The organism is Shewanella cyperi (genome assembly GCF_017354985.1).
Taxonomy (GTDB): Bacteria; Pseudomonadota; Gammaproteobacteria; order Enterobacterales; family Shewanellaceae; genus Shewanella; species Shewanella cyperi.
Genome location: NZ_CP071501.1, coordinates 3,324,717 through 3,343,912, shown reverse-complemented (window position 1 = coordinate 3,343,912; position 19,196 = coordinate 3,324,717). Strand labels below are relative to the sequence as shown.

At 53.9% G+C, this 19,196-nt stretch carries 19 protein-coding genes; 11 read left to right on the top strand and 8 right to left on the bottom strand.

What is annotated here, in order from left to right:
• Positions 1–124 precede the first annotated feature (124 nt).
• The gene (locus JYB84_RS14755) at positions 125–1,090 is read right to left on the bottom strand and encodes a zinc transporter ZntB (RefSeq protein ID WP_207320786.1); all 966 of its coding nucleotides are present in this window, start codon (positions 1,088–1,090) and stop codon (positions 125–127) included.
• Positions 1,091–1,245: 155 nt separating this feature from the next.
• Between JYB84_RS14755 and JYB84_RS14750 the strand changes: the two genes are divergently transcribed.
• Complete coding sequence (locus JYB84_RS14750; RefSeq protein ID WP_207320785.1) at positions 1,246–1,620, top strand: YacL family protein; 375 nt, start codon at positions 1,246–1,248, stop codon at positions 1,618–1,620.
• 27 nt (positions 1,621–1,647) lie between these two features.
• Here the strand turns inward: JYB84_RS14750 and JYB84_RS14745 are convergent, their stop codons facing one another.
• The 3 genes from JYB84_RS14745 to JYB84_RS14735 all read right to left on the bottom strand — a co-directional run bounded on the left by JYB84_RS14745 (position 1,648) and on the right by JYB84_RS14735 (position 4,644).
• Positions 1,648–2,277 (bottom strand): response regulator, encoded by a 630-nt coding sequence (locus tag JYB84_RS14745; protein WP_207320784.1) that lies wholly within the window; start codon positions 2,275–2,277, stop codon positions 1,648–1,650.
• Positions 2,270–3,979, bottom strand: a complete 1,710-nt coding sequence (gene narQ, locus JYB84_RS14740) for a nitrate/nitrite two-component system sensor histidine kinase NarQ (protein ID WP_207320783.1) — start codon at positions 3,977–3,979, stop codon at positions 2,270–2,272. Before narQ ends, JYB84_RS14745 begins: the two co-directional genes overlap by 8 nt.
• A gap of 122 nt (positions 3,980–4,101) precedes the next feature.
• Positions 4,102–4,644, bottom strand: coding sequence for a hydrolase (locus tag JYB84_RS14735; RefSeq protein WP_207320782.1), 543 nt, complete (start codon positions 4,642–4,644; stop codon positions 4,102–4,104).
• A 271-nt stretch (positions 4,645–4,915) separates the two neighbouring features.
• Here JYB84_RS14735 and JYB84_RS14730 point away from each other — a divergent pair, with 271 nt between their 5' ends.
• From JYB84_RS14730 to JYB84_RS14715, 4 genes are all read left to right on the top strand, one after another.
• Positions 4,916–5,254 carry a P-II family nitrogen regulator gene (locus JYB84_RS14730; RefSeq protein WP_207320781.1) on the top strand — a complete coding sequence of 113 codons (339 nt, stop codon included), beginning with the start codon at positions 4,916–4,918 and terminating at the stop codon, positions 5,252–5,254.
• Positions 5,255–5,265: 11 nt separating this feature from the next.
• Positions 5,266–6,516, top strand: a complete 1,251-nt coding sequence (locus tag JYB84_RS14725; RefSeq protein ID WP_207320780.1) for an ammonium transporter — start codon at positions 5,266–5,268, stop codon at positions 6,514–6,516.
• Between the two features lie 167 nt (positions 6,517–6,683).
• A complete protein-coding gene (locus tag JYB84_RS14720; RefSeq protein WP_207320779.1) occupies positions 6,684–7,016 on the top strand; it encodes a hypothetical protein in 333 nt (110 codons plus the stop codon).
• An 84-nt stretch (positions 7,017–7,100) separates the two neighbouring features.
• Positions 7,101–8,261: a tetratricopeptide repeat protein gene (locus JYB84_RS14715; protein ID WP_207320778.1), complete on the top strand. Its 1,161-nt coding sequence runs from the start codon at positions 7,101–7,103 to the stop codon at positions 8,259–8,261.
• 42 nt (positions 8,262–8,303) lie between these two features.
• Here the strand turns inward: JYB84_RS14715 and JYB84_RS14710 are convergent, their stop codons facing one another.
• Together JYB84_RS14710 and JYB84_RS14705 are read right to left on the bottom strand one after the other, a co-directional pair.
• The gene (locus JYB84_RS14710) at positions 8,304–9,572 is read right to left on the bottom strand and encodes a DUF4785 domain-containing protein (protein ID WP_207320777.1); all 1,269 of its coding nucleotides are present in this window, start codon (positions 9,570–9,572) and stop codon (positions 8,304–8,306) included.
• A 9-nt stretch (positions 9,573–9,581) separates the two neighbouring features.
• Entirely contained in the window at positions 9,582–10,439 is an 858-nt protein-coding gene (locus JYB84_RS14705) for a lipase family protein (protein WP_207320776.1), read from the bottom strand.
• Positions 10,440–10,951: 512 nt separating this feature from the next.
• On the opposite strand from JYB84_RS14705, the gene aroG reads away from it, so the two are divergent.
• The 3 genes from aroG to JYB84_RS14690 all read left to right on the top strand — a co-directional run bounded on the left by aroG (position 10,952) and on the right by JYB84_RS14690 (position 14,596).
• Complete coding sequence (gene aroG, locus JYB84_RS14700) at positions 10,952–12,010, top strand: 3-deoxy-7-phosphoheptulonate synthase AroG (RefSeq protein WP_207320775.1); 1,059 nt, start codon at positions 10,952–10,954, stop codon at positions 12,008–12,010.
• A 533-nt stretch (positions 12,011–12,543) separates the two neighbouring features.
• Positions 12,544–14,328, top strand: a complete 1,785-nt coding sequence (locus tag JYB84_RS14695; RefSeq protein WP_207320774.1) for an ABCB family ABC transporter ATP-binding protein/permease — start codon at positions 12,544–12,546, stop codon at positions 14,326–14,328.
• 64 nt (positions 14,329–14,392) lie between these two features.
• Entirely contained in the window at positions 14,393–14,596 is a 204-nt protein-coding gene (locus JYB84_RS14690) for a hypothetical protein (protein WP_207320773.1), read from the top strand.
• A gap of 358 nt (positions 14,597–14,954) precedes the next feature.
• Here JYB84_RS14690 and JYB84_RS14685 read toward each other — a convergent pair whose 3' ends face one another.
• Both JYB84_RS14685 and JYB84_RS14680 read right to left on the bottom strand, forming a co-directional pair.
• Positions 14,955–16,442: an FMN-binding glutamate synthase family protein gene (locus JYB84_RS14685; RefSeq protein WP_207320772.1), complete on the bottom strand. Its 1,488-nt coding sequence runs from the start codon at positions 16,440–16,442 to the stop codon at positions 14,955–14,957.
• Position 16,443: 1 nt separating this feature from the next.
• Positions 16,444–16,974 (bottom strand): SixA phosphatase family protein, encoded by a 531-nt coding sequence (locus JYB84_RS14680; RefSeq protein WP_207320771.1) that lies wholly within the window; start codon positions 16,972–16,974, stop codon positions 16,444–16,446.
• Positions 16,975–17,105: 131 nt separating this feature from the next.
• Here JYB84_RS14680 and JYB84_RS14675 point away from each other — a divergent pair, with 131 nt between their 5' ends.
• The 3 genes from JYB84_RS14675 to JYB84_RS14665 all read left to right on the top strand — a co-directional run bounded on the left by JYB84_RS14675 (position 17,106) and on the right by JYB84_RS14665 (position 19,186).
• Complete coding sequence (locus JYB84_RS14675; protein WP_207320770.1) at positions 17,106–17,732, top strand: DUF5610 domain-containing protein; 627 nt, start codon at positions 17,106–17,108, stop codon at positions 17,730–17,732.
• Positions 17,733–17,838: 106 nt separating this feature from the next.
• The gene (locus JYB84_RS14670) at positions 17,839–18,582 is read left to right on the top strand and encodes a ferredoxin--NADP reductase (RefSeq protein ID WP_207320769.1); all 744 of its coding nucleotides are present in this window, start codon (positions 17,839–17,841) and stop codon (positions 18,580–18,582) included.
• A 19-nt stretch (positions 18,583–18,601) separates the two neighbouring features.
• Positions 18,602–19,186 carry a glutathione S-transferase gene (locus JYB84_RS14665; protein WP_207320768.1) on the top strand — a complete coding sequence of 195 codons (585 nt, stop codon included), beginning with the start codon at positions 18,602–18,604 and terminating at the stop codon, positions 19,184–19,186.
• Positions 19,187–19,196 lie beyond the last annotated feature (10 nt).

The following is a 19,196-nucleotide window of genomic DNA, read 5'->3' as shown; positions in this document are numbered from 1 at the left end:
TGTCGCAATAGCAACCGGAGTTGTGTCTGCTCGGCAGATATCGTTCGTTTTTCTGCGCCTTTAGACAACAGATACCTGAATCCCCAGCGGTGGCCGGCTGATAATAGGTAGGCAATTTATTCAATCAAAGCCAGCGTTTGCGGTAGAACAGCAGCAGTTGCACGGCGACCAGGAGTATCAGCAGGCCGCAGAAGGCGGCAAAAGCCCAGTCGGTGTTGGCTCCGGGAATACCGCCGATATTGACCCCCAATAGACCGGTGAGAAAACCCAGTGGCAGAAATACTGCTGTCACCAGTGACAGGAAATATAACCTCTGGTTGAGTTCCTCCGATTGGCGGCTCAGCAGTTCTTCCTGGGTGACGTTGGCCCTGTCCCTTATCGCTTCCAGATCTTCTATGGCCCGCACCAGGCGGTCACGGATCTCCCGCAGCCGCATCTGCTCATGGTGATTGAGCAAGGTGTCTTCGTCGGTCTGCATGGCCGCAAAGGCTTCCCTTTGGGGGGCCAGATAACGGCGCAGTGCCACGGTTTGGCGCCTGAGTTCGGCGATGTCGCTGCGCAGGTCTTGCTTGCCGCCGCTGACCAACAGCTCTTCCAGTTCATCCATCTTGTCATCAAGCTTGGCGATGAACTCCGTTTTGCGCAGGGTCAGGCGATCGCAGATCTCCAGGATAAACTCGCCGGTGGTTTTTGGGCCCTGGCGCAACATGATTTTGTCGGCCAGTTCTTTTACCGAATGCAGGCTGCGGCGACTGGTACTGATGATGCGCGTTTCGCTGGCCAGCAGACGCAGTGCCACCATGTCTTCGGGATCCGCATCTGGATTGAGGTTGACGCCCCGCAGCGCCAGCAGCATGCCCTGTTCGGTCACTATGGCCCTTGGGCGGGTGTCCCGGGTCAAGAGGGCATCGATTTCCAACCTTGGCAAGGTTTGACCGTAGAGCCATTCGCGGGCATGGGTTTCCTCGTAATTGAGGTGAACCCACAGCAGCCCTTGCTCCGGCGTCCAGGCCTGCAGCTCCTCAAAGCTGAGCAAACTGCCGGCACGCTCGCCGCTGAGCAGCAGGCAATAGATAAATCCTTTGCGCATAAGCCGTTCCAAATTCGGTTGTGATAACGCTAACTTACCTTAGGGCCTGTCCCAAGCTCAAGCCTGTGAGCCGGCACTTGTCAGTCCCGGAAGCAAGTCCTGCGGATTTGGGATAAAATTGCTGGAAGATATTTTTTGCTTTTCAGGAACAGACGATGGAGTTTGAGTTTCGCCGCAACAGTCTCGATGGCAGCCTGTTTGCCAATTTCAGCATGGAACATGAGGTCATGGGGCGCTGGTTTTGCGAGGAACTGGGGGAAGACAGTGACGGTTGCACCCGATTGCTGGCCAAGGTGGCCCAGCTGCAGGCTGCTGGGCATGGAGAGTGGCGTCAGATTGGTCGCGATTTTACCCTGGAGCTCGATGCCGAGCAGGCGAGGATCTTTGCCAATGTGCTGGGCTACGACAGTCTGGATGAGCTGGACGAAGGCATGTCCATGTATGACAGTGAATCCGAGGCCAGCTGCGGCCTGGAAGACTTTCAACATGCCCTTGAAAGCTGGCAGCTTTTTGTTAATGACAGCCGCTGAGCCATGCCCGCGGCTGTCACCCTGCCATTAACGGTTGAGGTAACGCACCGCCATTTCGGTGCGGGACTTGGCGTTGGCCTTGCGCAGCAGGTTTTTGACGTGGACCTTAACCGTCCCTTCGCTGATATGCAGCTGCTCGGAAATGGTGCGGTTGCTCAGGCCCTCGGCCAGCTGGGTGAGGATTTGCATTTCCCGTGGCGTCAGTGAGTTGATCCACTCGTCCTCATCGGCGGCCTGCTTGAGCTCCAGTTGGTAGGCCTCGACTGCTTCGCTGATCACCCTGTGGCCCTGCATGGCATGTTTCAGTTTTTCCAGCAATAAATCCGGTTCGGTATCTTTCAGCAAATAACCGTCTGCGCCGGCCCTCAGCAGTCGGATCACATCGGCCTTGGCATCGGACACTGTCAAAATTACTACCCGGGCGGTCACTCCTTCCTGGCGCAGGCCGCTGAGGGTATCGAGTCCCGACATCCCCTTCATGTTCAAATCCAGCAGTATGATGTCGGGTTCATTGTCGCCCACCATATTCAGGGCCTCAATCCCGCTGCCGGCCTCACCCAGGAGGGTGAAGTCAGGATCTGAATTGATTAATTGGCAGATGCCTCTGCGCAGCAGTGGATGGTCGTCGACCACCAGCACTGAATAGGGTTTACCCATGGTTTGTCTCCTGATGAGGGGGAAGGGTCAGGGATACAGTGGCACCACCGGCGGCATTGCCGGAGAAATTCAGGCGACCGCTGAGCTTGGCGGCTCGCTCCTGCATTATGCCAATGCCAAAGTGATTGTCCCTTTCCCGTAAATGATTGATGCCTATGCCATCGTCACTGATGCTGATGTTAATCAAGCCGGCATCATTTTTACAGCAGCAAATTTCTATGCGTTTGGCCTGGGCATGCTTGATGGCATTGAGTGTGGCCTCACGGGTCAGCTGCAGTATGTGGATATGTTGATTGGCGCCCAGCAGTTGTTGCTCCAGCCCGTAGTCGAGCACTATTTCACAGCTTGTCTGGTTACGCAGTTGTTCCAGCATGGCCTCGAGCGCATGTTGCAGATTGGGTTCCTTGATGGTCAGGCGGAAGGTGGACAAGAGCTCCCGCAGTTGCACATAGGCGGCGCTGACCCCTTCGTTGATCTCGCTCAGTTGCTGTTCTACCTGGGGGCTCAGGCAGCAATCATCCAGGCCCTTGCGCAGCAAATTGAGTTGGATTTTCAGGTACGAAAGCACCTGTCCCAGTGAATCGTGCAGTTCGCGGGCTATCACGCCGCGCTCTTCCATCAAAGCCAGTTGCTGCTTCTGTTCCGACGCCTGGTATAGCAGCAGGCTACGGGCCAGGATCAGGGCAAAGTTTTCCAGCAGAGGGCCATTGCAAGGGCGGGCAGAAATACACTCCAGTTTGCCGAGGACGCTGCCTTCGAATGTCAGCGGAATGTGATATTGCGCCAGGGCCTCTTCGGGCCAACCACCATCGGCAGTGATGATTTCCTGTTGCTCGTCCCCATGACTGATACACAGCCGCAGGTATTGCATGGCTTCAAATTGCTTGAGCTTGTCGAGGGCGGGCTTGAGGGCCCGATAATCCGGTTGTTTGCCGTGGAGCATCACCAGGGTGTCATACAGCAGGGCCAGTTCGCCGTTGGCACGGCTGAGGGCACGGGTTTTTTCCTGTACCTGATGTTCAAGATCGCCATAGAGTGCCGACAGCTCTTTGGCCGTGCTGTCGAGGGCGTGGGTCAGCGCCTGCAGCTCCAGGTATTCGGTTTCGGGCAACTGCACATCGAAATTGCCTTTGGCTATGGTGTTGGCCGAGTGCATCAGTTGCTGCAGCGGTACCACCACCTTGCGACGGGTATAGCGCACCGCGAAAAAGGCCACCAGCAGCATCAGTCCCAAGCCCATGGCCTGGCTGGCGGCCAGCAGTTTCAGTTTGAAGGCGGCGTGGAGTTCGGTTTCCAGCACCAGCAGATCTATGGTGTCGACAAAATCCTGCAACAGAGCCCCATAGCGCCCGGAATCTTCGGCCATGGCCAGCTGCTTCATATGTTGCCATTTGTTCTGAACCAGCAAATATTGCTGCCGCAAGCGCTCCGGACTGGTCCAGTCATGAGAGCGTTTGAGCGCATCTGAGTTGAGCGTGGCCTCAAACTCCTGGATTTTGGCTTGCAGCTGCTCCTTGCCCGCGTGGGTGTAAAGCATCAGCCGGTAACTCTGCATCCGCAATGAGCCGGAGGCGTTCACCGCTCTGGCATCCCCCAGGCTGTAGGACAGATTGGCGATGGCAAACAGGGCCAATCCGGAAGAAAGCAGGATCAGGGTCAGCATAAGGCCGAGGATCTTGGAAGTGAGACTGCCCCTGTTCATAAATGCGTTTCTCGGTGTGGTAAAAGCTCTGTTTTACATTAGCTTTTGCTGCAACACATCCTTTGAAGCGCGAAAATGTGAAAGGGGCCACGACTATGGCCCCATTTTATTTGTGTTGTCGATTATTTAATCAGTTGTAGCAGCGATTTGAAGCGTTCACCGCTGGCTTCGTGTTGCAGCTCGAACAGTAAAGATTCGACGTTGGTTAATGTGGCTCCGGCCTGTTGCATCATGGCCAGGCCAAGTTGCCGATTGGCTTCGGTGCGTGAACCCACAGCATCGGCGACCAGATGTACTTCAAAACCTGCGTCCAGCAGATCGCGGCAGGTCTGGTAGACGCAGATGTGGGTCTCTATGCCGCACAGGATCACCTTGCGTCTGCCACTGAGAGTCAGGGCGTCGCGAAACTCGGCGTTGGGCCAGGCACTGAAGTGGGCCTTGGCTATGGGTTGGCAACGCTGGCGCAGTTCGCAGGCCAGCTCTTCTGAGGTCGCGCCGAGCTTATCCGGCAATTGTTCCAGCCACAGGGTGGGAATATCGAACAGACCTATCCCGCGGATAAGAGTGACCAATTGGCCGTGCAAGCCATCGCTGTCGTGCATCATGCGGGCCAGCTTGCCCTGTACATCCACCACCAGCAGCAGTGCCTGATGTTCCATCAACATAAGTTGTTTCTCCTGTCTGCGTTTTATTCCAGTAAACGCCTTTTAAGCGTGAAAGCCAATACTGCTTAGGTCCAGTGTATGAGACCGTGTCCTGGCCCTGCGCCAACATGGGGCAGCGGTTGCATAAATGCACTAAAAAGGTGCGTTTTTATGCGTCATTTATGCGCTAATTATTATTTACCTTTTTAGAAACAATGAATTGAATATCTGGCCCGATGCTTGAATTGTCTTTGTCACAATTTGATAACGACAGCTTATGTTGGAGGTTGGGATGAAACTGATCAGCGCAATCATCAAGCCATTCAAACTGGATGATGTCCGTGAGGCCATCGCCGGTATGGGGATTGAGGGGATGACAGTGACCGAAGTGAAAGGCTTTGGTCGACAAAAGGGGCACACAGAGCTGTACCGCGGTGCCGAGTATCAGGTGGACTTTCTGCCCAAGATTAAGTTGGACATTGCCACCAAGGCAGAAAACGTCGAGTTGTTGCTGGAGGCCATCACCGCCGCCGCTCACACCGGCAAGATTGGTGACGGCAAGATTTTCGTGATGGATCTGGAACAGGCGATCCGTATCCGGACCGGCGAAACAGACACAGAAGCGCTTTAAGGGGGACCAAGATGGAAGAAATTACTAAGCTGGGCCTGACGGTGGCCGAACTGAGATTTGCGTTGGATACCTTTTATTTCCTGGTATCCGGTGCTTTGGTGATGTGGATGGCGGCCGGTTTCGCCATGTTGGAGGCAGGTCTGGTGCGCTCCAAAAACACCACGGAAATCCTCACCAAAAACGTGTGTCTGTACTCCATTGCCTGCATTACCTACCTGATGGTGGGCTACAACATCATGTATGTGGATAACAGTGAGGGAGGCTTTCTGCCCAGCTTCGGCGCCCTGATAGGCAGCCAGGCTGAGGATGCCAGCCATGCCCTGGAGTCGGATTTCTTCTTCCAGGTGGTGTTTGTGGCGACCTCCATGTCGATAGTCTCAGGTGCCGTGGCCGAGCGCATGAAACTGTGGGCTTTCCTGGCGTTCTCCGTGGTCATGACTGCGGTCATTTATCCTGTGGAAGGCTATTGGACCTGGGGCGGCGGTTTTGTGTCCAAGGCCGGTTTCGTTGATTTTGCCGGCAGTGGTATTGTGCACATGGCCGGGGCTGCAGCCGCGCTCGCTGGAGTCCTGTTGCTCGGTGCCCGTCGTGGCAAATACGGTCCCAATGGCCAGGTCAATCCGATCCCCGGCTCTAACCTGCCGATGGCGACCCTGGGGATGTTCATCCTGTGGATGGGCTGGTTCGGCTTCAACGGTGGCTCACAGCTGATGGTGTCCGATGCTGCCAACGCCGCCTCTGTGGCCAAGATTTTCGTCAACACCAACTCGGCTGCTGCTTTCGGCTCCATCGCCGCTCTGGTGGTGTGTAAGATGATTTGGGGCAAGGCAGATTTGACCATGATACTTAACGGTGCATTGGCCGGTCTGGTGGCCATCACAGCGGATCCCCTGTCTCCGTCTCTCGGCTTGGCGGCGGTCATTGGCCTTATCGCAGGTGCTTTGGTGGTGTTTGCCATTGTTACCTTGGACAGAGTCAAGATCGATGACCCGGTTGGCGCTATCTCTGTGCACGGTGTGGCCGGTCTGTTTGGCCTGCTGCTGGTGCCCCTGTCGAACGCGGATGCTACCCTGCTGGGGCAACTTATCGGCATAGGTGCCATCTTTGCCTGGGTCTTTACCGCCTCACTGCTGGTGTGGCTGGCTTTGAAACTCACCATGGGGATCCGCGTCAGCGAGGAAGAAGAATACAACGGTATGGATGCATCGGACTGTGGTATCGACGCCTATCCTGAGTTTGTCACAGTGAAAAGCGCCGGCTGATTGAGAGTCAGGTTTGATAAAAAAGCAGATCCCCGGATCTGCTTTTTGTTTTCCGGGGCTTTTTGGCGACCCAGGCTGGGAATGTGAGTTCAAGGCCCGCCGTTATTCCTGTCGGTAACGCTGGCAGTGGCTATGCTCAATTTATAAGTACCCATTGAGAGAGAGTCATGGCATATCGATTCATACAGGGCATATTGCTGTTAGGCCTCTTTCTGGCCCAAGCTGGTCAGGTCATGGCTGGAGAGGTCATAGTCAGACGGGAGTCTCAGGCATTCGACGCCTTTGCCGCGCGGGATCAGGCGGCAGAAGAATGGCTGCGGCAACAATCCCTGAAATTGGCGGAGCAACAACGGATATGGCACTCCTTGCCCATCGGCTGCCTGACCCTGAAGGGGCCTGTCTATCTCTGTGGCGACAGTTTGCTGTATCCAGTGAACCGACGTGGTGTCAGAGTGTTTATCCAGCTTCAGCCCCATTTATGGGGTCAGCATAAAGACTGAACACGTTTTGTAACTTTTTTGTGCTGACTTTGTTGTGAACCTGACTTAGTCTCTGGGAAGGATGCTTTTCCTGAGGGGCAGAGTATGAAACCCATAGTTATTTCCGCTATTTTGCTGAGTGCCTTGAGTCTTGGGGCTTGTAGTCATAACGCGAAAGTACAGGCTGTTGATATTAATAGTTATTGGCATGACGATATTTTTGAGTCTGTGAAGGACATTCCAACGCCTCAAGAAGTTTTTTCCCTCCCTCAGGAAGCCCGGGATCAGTTATTGCGTGATTTTACGCGGGCACATTTTGGTACGGGGAATAGTGTCAGCGCTCACGAATGGTTGGCGGGGCAACTAAATGCTGATAAGGGGGGCTTTAAGTATTATGACAACTACACCCGCATTGCCTCTGTGACCTACAAGGAACGCCAGGGCAATTGCATGTCACTGGTGGTATTAACTGCCGCCATGGCTGACCTATTGAATGTCCCGGTTGAGTTTCAGGAAGTGTTGGTGGAACCTGTTTGGGATCAGCAGGGGGAGTTTTACCTGCTTAACGGCCACGTCAATCTTAGATTATTGCCCCCTGAATTAAAGAACGTAGCATATTTCAGACCCGACGCTATCCAGGTGGATTTCCTCCCTGAAAGAGCCATGCGCGGCTATGCCAAGAACAAACTCAACCGGCAAACGCTGCTGGCTATGTTCTACAACAATCTGGCGGCGGAAGCTCTGGTGCAGCGGCAGCAGGACAGGGCATATGCTCTGGTCAAACAATCCTTACAGCAAAAGGCGAACTTCACTCCGGCCTTGAATACGCTCGCCATTCTTTATCGCTACCGCGGTCATGAGGATTGGGCTGAGGATGCCTATCGATTGGCCTTGAGGTACACGCCGGAGGATCTGACGACCCTGTATAACTTGGCTTTGTTGCTGGGAGAGCAGGAACGATTGGAGGAATGGGCCGAGATCCACAAGGTGCTGGAGCTCGCCAGGATCCGCAACCCATATTACTACTATGATATGGCCCAGCAGGCTTTTTCCGACCACGAGTATCAGCAGGCTCTCACCTGGTATCTGCGTGCGGTGGAGAAAGCCGATTATCGACACGAATTTTATTTTGGTCTTTCAAAGGCCTATTGGGCCACGGGCAATGAGCGTAAGGCCAGGCAAAGTCTGGAAAAAGCTTTGGCATTGAGCCGCGATGGCGATCGGCAGCGTTACCAATCCAAACTGAATGCCATGGAACATCATTAAAAAAGCGCCCCGATTGGGGCGCTTTTGACTAAGGCCAGGACCTCAGAAACTGAGGGCCTGTTGCTGGAAACTCAATCTTGCCATTTGCCCGTGATCCCTGAGCTCCAATTCCCGTAAATGGAATGGTGCCTGAAGGCCGCTGGCCTTGATGAGGTTTGGTGACAGTGGCAGCACCAGCAGAGGATTGTCCGGGGTAACCCAGGCCGCGACTTGGGTGCTGAATATCGCTATTTCCTCTCCCTTGCCATTGGTGCCGGTGAACACTGCGCCCAAGGTGAATCGCCCCTCGCTCTTGAGCTCCAGGTTAAAACTCAGTTGCTGAGGGATATCGTCCTGCCACAGGCTCAGTACTGTGTCGGTTAATCTGGCGCTGGCAACGTAGGGCTTGAACACTGTTTTGACTGTGCGTCTTACCGCGGTAGTACCCACCTTGGCGGTAACATCCACCAGGATTTCGCTCAACCCGGCGTTCGAGCTGACCTCCATTTCAGGCATAGCCAATTGCCAGCCGTCATCCTGGTGGTTCAAGGACAAAGAGGTTACCTGACCCCGGCTATCCCGCAGCGTTGCGCCCAACACCTCGAAACTGTCACTGCCGCTCAATGACAGGCCGAGGCGCATCTGGTTTTCGCCCTGTGCCAGCATGACCGGAGCCTGGGCCGTCAGCTGGTAGGGACTGTTTTTCTCTTTTACATTCACCAGATAATTGGCCGAGGGCACCAGGACTTTACTGACCCGCAGCAGATAGTTGCCCGGTTGTGCCAGTGCCGACATCTGCAGCGCCGCTGAATTGTCATCCAGGCCGGCGCTGGTCAGGGCATCCGCATCCGCCAATGAGCGTATCAATTGCCGATTGGCCTGTTTTTCTTTGGGAGCGGTCAGTTCAATGTCCTGGGGGGCCACAGGTTCTGCCTGCATCAGGGCGCCCGAACTGGTATCGGCACGGGCGGCGACACGGATCATGGCCCCGGCTTGGCTGATGGGCAGGTTCAGACCCTGGTTGAGTTGTGCACCGGTCACATTCATCCAATACTCATCGCTCTGACTTTGCTGCGTCAATACCGGGTGTTGAGGTACATAGACTTGTCCCAATGGCTGGACAAAGCTCACCTTGTCCCGGGACGCATTGAGTCCCGGCAGATTGGGCTCGGCGATAACCTCAGCCGTCAAATCACCCTGTGCCGGTGGCGCCAGCTGCAGATCCTTGCTGACGGTCTGGTTCTGTTCTTCTTGTGGTGCCCGTTCCTGCTGACAGGCAGACACCAGGCCAAGCAAGGCCAATGCAGTGGCCAGTTTTGTCATGGTATGCATGCTGTTCTCCTAGATGTGATTGCGGATCAGGCTGTCGAGCTTGAAACAGGCCCGGCGGCTTTGCTGATGACTCAAAGGCTCGGCACCGGCAGTTTTCTGCTTGTCGGTAAACCACACTGTGCCGGCGGCGCTCTGAGAGCTGCAGTTCAGGAAGCCATCGGAGCAACTGTCGAGCCAGTTTTGGGTGGTTTCCAGCGCGACCTGGTACTGGTAGCCGGCACAATAGCTGTCGCTGTCCCAAATCGCCGAGTCCACATCTGAGCCCACCACGGTTTCGAATGGCTTACCCAGACCGGGACGACCGCTGGTGCCATGGAGCCAGGTACTGTTGTAATAACTCATCCAGCCCACTTGCTGTTGCTTGACCGCATCACTGTCGTAGCCCAGCAGCCATCCCAGGGAGGTTTCAAAGACATTGCCTTCACTTACGGCATCCGCCAGAGGTGTGCCTGCACTGGACGGTGCCAGCGCAATCACCCGGCTGGTGGCGTTAACTATCTTGGGGTAGCGCGCATCCCAGGTAGGATTTGACAGGACCCAGCGGACTATGTTGCCGCCATTGGAGTGGGTCAGCAGGATCAGGCTGTCGATGTTTTTGGCATCGATAAATTGCCCCAGCTGGTTAACCAGGCAACCCGAGGCGGCTTCGTCCCACATGTATTGATCGAAATCGCAGTTGATTACTGTGTAGTTGCCGCTGTTGGCCAGACCCTGACGCACCGAATTGACAAATTCGCTGGTCCAGTAGTCGTTCAGGGCATCGGTTTGTTTACCGGTACCGTGCACAAAGGCTAGTCCGGTGACGGCTTGACTCAGGGGGCTGACAGCAAACAGACCCAGCAACATTAATGTGTTGGAGATCTTCATTGGCTTATTTCTCTTTTAGAGTGTTGATTTTATAACGTCTTGTTGAACAGGTAAGACGTCTGACGTCTGACCTGTTTTTGTAACCTAGCGTTAACATTTGCCTTGGCGCAAGCCTAATTTTTGAGCGGTATTTTTCGCTGGGAAGGCAGCTGTTTCAGCCTTCAAATCGGCAGTGATAAGCGCTTGTTACGGCTTGATTAGCTAATGAGAATGGCGTGCGGTGTTGTTTTAAACATCATGGGTGACAGATGAAAAAAATATTCCTTGAGCAGCAGGAGGTTAGACTTTTTCTACCTGTTTTCGTCTGATCCCACTGTCTGTCCGCAAACCAAGGCTTTATAAGGTATGTTTAAAATTGCTAACGAAAAAATATTTATAAAACAATTAATTGAAATTATATTCTTGAAAAAATATCAACTTGATTGCTAACGATGGCAATACTGGCTAAATTGACTGAGTCATTGCAAATAGAGAGAGTTTTGCTTAACCCCGGTTTTGGAGCCTGAATTACCATGTATTACCAGAATGATGATGTTCGGATTAATGAAGTCAAAGAGTTGTTGCCCCCGATTGCCATTCTGGAGCGATTTCCGGCCACCGAAGCCGCCTCAGCCACGGTATTTAATGCCCGCAATAGCATTCACAGGATCCTGGGCAAACAGGATGACCGTTTGCTGGTGGTCATAGGTCCCTGTTCTATCCACGATCCCAAAGCGGCCATGGAATACGGCGAGCGTCTGCTGGCCTTACGACACAAATATCAGCAACAACTGGAAATCGTCATGCGGGTGTATTTTGAGAAGCCCAGAACCACAGTTGGCTGGAAGGGGCTGATCAACGATCCCTACATGGATAACAGCTTTAAGCTGAATGATGGCCTGCGGACCGCGCGCAAGTTGTTACTGGATCTCAATGATGCGGGCATGCCCACCGCCGGTGAGTTTCTGGATATGATTACGCCACAGTACCTGGCTGATCTTATGTGCTGGGGCGCCATTGGGGCCCGAACCACAGAATCCCAGGTGCACCGTGAGCTGGCATCGGGTCTGTCCTGTCCCGTGGGCTTTAAAAATGGCACCGACGGCACCATACGCATTGCCATAGACGCCATAGGGGCCGCCGCCGCACCACACCATTTTCTGTCTGTGACCAAATTTGGCCACTCGGCCATTGTATCCACCAAGGGCAATCCCGACTGTCACATCATATTGCGCGGCGGTCGTGAACCCAACTATGGTGAGGCCCAGGTGGCGGCCATCAGAACCGAACTGGCAAGCTCGGGCCAGGCGGATAATCTGATGATAGATTTCAGCCATGCCAACAGCAGTAAGCAGTTCGCCCGGCAAATGCTGGTGGCTGAGGATGTGGGAGCCCAAATCGCTGCCGGCAACAGCGGCATTTTCGGCGTAATGGTGGAAAGTCACTTGGTCGAAGGACGGCAGGATCTGGTGCCGGGCCAACCTCTGACCTATGGTCAGAGCATCACGGATGCCTGCATAGGTTGGCAGGACACTGAAATACTTCTGGAAGGATTGAATCAGGCCGTGTTGGCAAGACGCAACAGGAACTGAAATCAGAAAAGGCGCCCAAGGCGCCTTTTTTAATGGTTAAGATTTCAATTTCTCGGCCAGGTATTCATTGGCCTTGGCCAGGCTGCCGAAGGAGGCGATAAGGTTTTGACGGCCCTTGGCCTGAAGTTCTGGATTGCCTGATTCGATCATCATCCATACCCAAGTCTGTATCAATGGCAACGGAGGGTATGGAACTTTTGAAGAATCCAACATAAATCTTCCTTAAGTATTTGTTTTGAAGGAATAAAATTGTCACTTTCCGCATGGGTGATCTTAGTGTCACCTTTGGGAGAATCAGGGTTTGCACTGGGTCAGGGTATCAAATTCTTTTTTACTTCTTAAGCCGGATCACCGCTCATTCACAAAAAAAATACTATAACCAACCGGAAAGTATTATTAAGCATGCTTTGTTGTAAGTCAAAGGTGGTATTTTGATGAGGGTGCACAAACAGATCGAAGGCGCTTTTCGGTGAGTATTCAACAGCGGGCAGCACTGATACACTGGTTTTTTTCTTCCAGCATAAAGTGCCTTCATGCGTCCCTCAGCCTATATCGACGAACCAGTCACCCACCTCAACTGGCAGGTGTTGCGCCTGCTTTGGCCCTATCTGCTTGAATATCGAGGCCGTATAGTATTGGCGCTGGCGTGTTTGGTGATAGCCAAGCTTGCCAGTGTCGGTATGCCATTTTTGCTGAAAAACCTGGTCGATACCTTGAATCTGGGCCCCTCAGATGCTCTGCTGGCTGTGCCCTTGGGCCTGGTGTTGGCTTACGGTGGGGTGAGGTTCCTGATGTCCTTGACCGGTGAAATCCGCGATACCTTGTTTGGCCGGGTGACTGAGCGCGCCATTCGCCGTCTGGGACTGGCGGTGTTTGAGCATTTGCACCGGCTGGATTTGGATTTTCATCTTGAGCGGCGTACCGGCGGCTTGTCCCGCGACATAGAGCGGGGCACCAGTGGGGTCAGTTTTCTGATGCGTTTTATGGTGTTCAACATAGTACCGACACTGCTGGAAATTGGTTTGGTGGTGTGCATCTTTCTGGCTAAATATGGCTGGCCCTTTGCGCTTATCACCCTGGCATCTGTGGTGATTTACTGCCTGTTCAGTGTGATGGCCACCGAGTGGCGCACTACCTATGTCAGGGACGCGGCCAGGGCCGACTCCAGCTCTAATACCCGAGCCATAGACAGTCTGCTCAATTATGAGACGGTCAAGTATTTCAACAATGAGGCCTATGAAGCCGACCATTATGATAATGCCCTGGCCGAATGGGAGCAGGCCAAACGCAAGAATCGTCTGTCCTTGTTTGTGCTCAATGCCGGTCAGGCACTGATCATTGCGCTGGCAATGACGGCCATGATGGCGCTGGCCGCCAAGCGTGTTTCCGAAGGCAGCATGAGCATTGGCGATTTTGTGCTGGTGAATGCTTTTATGATGCAACTGTTCATGCCACTTAATTTTCTGGGATTTGTATATCGTGAAATCCGCGGTTCTTTGGCCAATATCGAACGTATGTTTGCGCTTTTGCGACAGCAGCCGAAAGTGGTGGAGCGTGAAGATGCCGGCTCGCTGAACTGTAGTCACGGTGCAGTCAGTTTTGAGCACGTGGGCTTCGGTTATGCGGACAGAGAAATACTCAAGGATGTCAGTTTTGAGATAGCACCCGGGGAAAAGGTGGCTGTCGTCGGGGACAGTGGTGCGGGAAAATCAACCCTGATCAAACTGTTATACCGATTCTACGATGTGGACTCAGGGCGTATCTGTATCGACGGTAAAGACATCAGGGATTTGACCCTAAGCAGTCTCCGCCAGGCCATAGCCATAGTGCCCCAGGATACAGTGCTGTTTAACGACAGCCTGTTGGAAAACATCCGTTATGGTCGACCGGATGCCAGTGATGAAGAGGTTCGCCGGGTAATTCAACATGCCCACCTGCAGCATTTTGTCGCAGCTTTGCCCGACGGTTGGAACACTAAAGTGGGGGAGCGCGGTCTCAAACTCTCCGGCGGTGAAAAGCAAAGGGTGGCCATTGCCCGGGCCATTCTTAAAGGCTCACCAATCCTGGTGTTTGATGAAGCCACCTCATCGCTGGACAGTGGTGCCGAGCAGGCCATTTTGCAGGCATTGCGCGAGGTGGCTCAGGGGCACACCAGCTTGGTGATTGCGCACCGCCTCTCCACCATAGTGGATGCCGACAGGATATTGGTCCTCAGTCAGGGCCGAGTGGTTGAGCAGGGCAGGCATCAGCAGTTGTTGCAGTTGGGAGGGCATTATGCAAGATTGTGGCAGTTGCAACATCAACATAGGCTGAAGTAACAAGTCAGCCGCGATTCAGCAAAGACTGAGCATAATCATCTGGATGCAAGGAAGGAGTCTATGGATGAAAAATATTGCGCTGCAGGTCAGTATTGAGGGGAAAACCGAGAAAATTACCACGGATTGGCAGGCGCTTTCGCCAGTGCTGAAACAACGCAAACTGACCGACGCCGAATTGATCGAGCTGTATCAACAGCTATCTGCCGGACTCAGGGTGTCGACCCGTGGTCTGACACTGGCTAAAAAAAACGAGAGTTCAGTGTATTGAGAGGCGGCTATGCCAAAGCGCCGTTTGCTAAGGTGAACTGCAGGAGTTATTTACCGGACTTACTGCCGCGCCATCCTTCGCACAACAGGGGTTGTTCAATTTTCTGCTCAGCAGGAAGTAACCGAATGATCTTCCCATCACGGAAACAAATTTGTTCCCCTTCGATTTCCGTCATGCGTCCGCAGTTCTGGCAGCTGACGCTCTTGACCTTGCTCGGCGGTAATCTGCTATCGTTCACTTGCCTATTTCCATCAGTGGATATGTGGTGCAGGTCACATAACCGGTGTTATTTGTGATCTGCCACGCCCGAATAATGTCCAGTATACCGGAATTGCACCAGGAATAAATCATATTTCTCTTATTGGGTATATTGGCCGTAATAATTGTCCAGCGTGATAGACAATCCATTATCCATCACTATTCGCAAGTGATGTCGTGTGAACTGCCTGGCATCGGCGACGCCGCAGGCATGGGCCAGCATAGCCAGATCCTGGTGTAAATAACGGTTGTAATTGGCCACCCTCACCGACTTGTCTCTCGGATCCAACCCTTTTTGCAGTCTGGGATTATGAGTGGTAATGCCCGTGGGGCAGGTATCCTTGTTGCATTGCATCGCCTGGATGCAGCCCAGGGCAAACATGTTACCACGGGCAGAGGCGACAAAATCTGCACCCACGGCCAAGGCCCAGGCCACCCGGGAAGGTACTATCAATTTGCCTGTGGCTATAACCTTGATGCGTTCCTTCAGTCCTCGAAGCACCAGTTTGTCCACCAAGATGGGCAGGCTTTCGCTCAAAGGCAAACCGACGTAGTCCATCAATGGCTGTGGAGCAGCACCCGTTCCGCCGTCGGCACTGTCGAGGGTAAAGAAATCGGGCGCACTTTGTTCTCCGCGCCGCCCGATTTCTTCAAAGAGGCTATCCAGCCACAGGGTATCCCCCAAAACTGCTTTTATGCCTGTGGGTTTGCCGCTGATCTCCCGCACCTGGTGCACCATATCCAGAATGTCGCCGACATCCTTGAATTCAATATGACCATTGGGGCTGATGGAGTCCTGGCCTTCTGGGATGCCGCGGATTAATGCTATCTCGGGCGTGACCTTCACCCCCGGCAAGATGCCACCCTTACCTGGCTTGGCCCCCTGGCTCAGCTTGATTTCTATCATCTTCACCTGTTCATGTGCGGCTACGGCTTTCAGCTTTTCATGGTCCAGATGGCCTTCGGCATTGCGGACGCCGTATTTGGCGGTGCCGATTTGAAATACCAGATCGCATCCGCCCTTGAGATGGTAGGGGCTTAAGCCTCCTTCCCCGGTATTGAGCCAACAACCGGCCTGGGCGGCACCGTGTGACAGGGCCGTGATGGCCGGGCGGGACAAGGCACCAAAACTCATGGCGGATATATGGCAGATCCTGTCCGTGGTGTAAGGATGGCGACAATATGGACCCAGGGTTACGGGTTGGACAGTTTGATTATTATGCCCCTGCTCGGGAAAGGCAGTGTTCATGAACATCAGGGTTCCCGGCAGATTGAGGGGGCGGGTTGAGCCAAAGGCGATGGTGCGATCGATGTTTTTGGCGGCCCGGTAAACCCAGCTGCGTTCGGCGCGATTGAATGGCAACTCTTCCCTGTCCTGGGCAAAGAAATATTGTCTGAAGAATTCACCTTGTTTCTCAAAGAAGTACCGAAAGCGTCCTATGATGGGGTAGTTGTGCCTGATGGCTTGCCTGGTCTGCAGCTTGTCTGCCAGATACATATACACCAGCGCCAGTGCCACCAGACCTATCACCAAGAGAAACAGGGCTGAAAATAACTCGATCCCAAAAACCAACCAGTGTTCCTGCATCTTATTCTCCTGACTTGGCGTTTGGCTCGCCATAGCGGCTTGTTTTGAATCCGACCACTTGCTCTTGGCTCAGGGTGAGCTGGAACAGTTTGTCGTATTCATTTTCGCTGATGGGGGCGATTGCCGGTCCACCCAGCTTTTCTATCAGTGGTCCAAGGGTGTTGGAGTGGCCGGCTATCACCCAGTTGCCTTCCCCCTGGAGTACCAGGCTGGCGATATCGGCCAGGCTGGTCGCCAAGGGCTGTTGCAAAGGTATCACCCGAATCGGCAGTTTTCTGTCTTCGCTCAGAGGTGTCAGGGTGGCCTGGGTGCGGATAAATTGGGATGCAATCAGCCCTTCAAGCGGAATGCCGTGCAAATGCCTGACCAGATCCCGGGCGCGTCTTTGCCCCTGATCCGAAAGCTGTGGGTCTTTATCGGCGGAAAGTTGTTTCTCGGCGTGGCGCACCAGAAAAATCATTCTTTCCTCGGCCCGGAGCGGGCTGATCTGACACAGTGCCATGGCCAGGGTGATAAGAGGTATCCACTTCATTTTCAGGCTTATTCTTCCGCAAAGTCGTAAAGCCGAGGATAAACTTTTTGTTTGCTTAGAGAAATGATTAAAGTAGGTTAAAAATTAGCCGATAATAGAGACAGGGCGCAAAGGGTCGAGTGGAGGTCAACATGGAAATCCGTCAAGCGAATCAATCAGTCAACAATCAACGGGGTCAGCAGGGGCAGCATGGTGCTGCCGTATCCACTGTTGCCAGGGATAAAAGCCAGGTCGACGGCAATCATGGTGGCGCCGTGTCAGAGGTGGCCAGCAGCAAAAGTGCGGCCCAGGTCAGCAAACAGTTGATGAACTCCGCCATTCTGGCCGCCCAGCAGGAGGTGAATCTCAGTGCTGGCAATGAACCCATGGCGCTGCTGTACCGGGCTGCCATTGAGGCCATCAACGAGGAATTGGCCCCCACCCTGGGCGAAAATGCCCTGCAGAAAGTTGCAGAGGAAGGCATAGATACCTCTCCCGAGGCAACCGCCGGCCGCATTGTGGACTTTGCGACCCAGTTTTTCAGTGTCTATCAGGAACAGAACAGCTCGATGGCGTTTGACGATCAATTGTCAAACTTCATGGATATCATAGGTGGTGCCATAAATCAGGGCTTTAAAGAGGCGCGGGATATCCTCAGCGGCCTCAAGGTACTTGAGGGCGACATAGCCGCCGGTGTCGACATGACCTATGACCTGGTACAGCAGGGATTGCAGGCATTCCGTGACAGCTTCAACAAGGATGAAGCACCACAGACCTGATATATCCCTCAGTAAAAAGGGTTTTTATTCTTCCCTGACGGGCTTATGCTGGTGTTGACGTCCTGCGTCGCCGGGACATAAACATCCGCTTGGCTCTGGGGGGAATATGTGGGTTGAAGGCACAGTCATTTCACGCATAGATTGGACAGATACCTTATTTTCCTTGCGCATTCGCGCACCGCTCGCCCCTTTCATTGCCGGGCAATTTATTAAACTGAGTCGGGTTCTCGACGATAAGCGTATCGCCAGGGCCTATTCGCTGGTTAATCCTCCCGGCAGCGATTTCCTGGAAATTTTGGCCGTGACTGTGGAAGAAGGCCAGCTGTCCCCAAGGTTGCAGGAGCTGAAACCCGGCGACAGGATAGAAGTCACAGCCACCGCCGCCGGTTTCATGACCCTCAACGAACTGCCCAAAGACATAGGTAAACACCTGTGGATGTTAGCCACGGGCACGGCGATCGGCCCCTTTGTTTCCATGTTGGCCACCGCCGAGCCCTGGGACAGATTCGAACGTCTGGTGCTGGTTTATGGTGTGCGCCACCGGGCCGATTTGGCCTACCTTGATGAGCTCAAGGCCCTGCAAGCCAAATATCCGGATAAGTTCTCCCTGATCCTCTCCGTCACCCGCGAAGCCGTTGACGGCGCCTTGCAGTGCCGTATTCCGGAGGCCCTGGCCAGCGGTGAACTGGAGCGATTGGCCGCTCTGGCACTCTCGCCGACCGATAGCCAGGTCATGATTTGCGGTAATCCCGACATGCTTGCCTCGGCTCAGCAGTTGCTGCTCGAGCGCGGGCTGACCAAGAATTTACGCCGGGCTCCCGGCAATATCACAGTGGAAAAATATTGGTAATAGTTAGCAAGGAAATGCCATGAAACTGCTTTGTTCTGATGCTTCACCCTATGCCCGCATGGTCAAAATCGTCATCCGCCATCTGGCCCTTGATGTGGAAGAGATCATCACCAACCCTTTTGACAATGGTCCCGAATTGATCGATGCCAATCCCCTGGGGCAGGTACCCTGTTTGTTTCTCAATGATGGCTCAGCCCTGTATGACAGCGAGGTGATTTGCCGTTATCTGGATGCCAACTACGGCCAGGGAAAACTGTTTGGCAGCGACTGGCAGGCGCAGTGCCAGTTTTCCCTGCTAAAGGGGCTCATCGACAGCGCGGTCAAGCTCAGACAGGAACAGATGCGTGAGGATGAAGGGGTACGCTCCCCCTTCTGGACCGCCCGCTTTGAGCAGGCCCTGCTGCGGGGCATGAAGGAGCTGGAGCGCCTGGGCTTGGGCGCCGGTGCCGAGATCAATGCCCGGACCATAGCCCTGGTGTGTTTGCTGGACTATCTGGATTTCCGTCATCCCAACCTGGATTGGCGCAAGGTGGCACCGGCGGTGTCGCTTTGGTTTGGCGAGGTGCGCAACCAGAACATTTTCGAGCTGACCAAGCCCAAGTAAGACCGTCCTC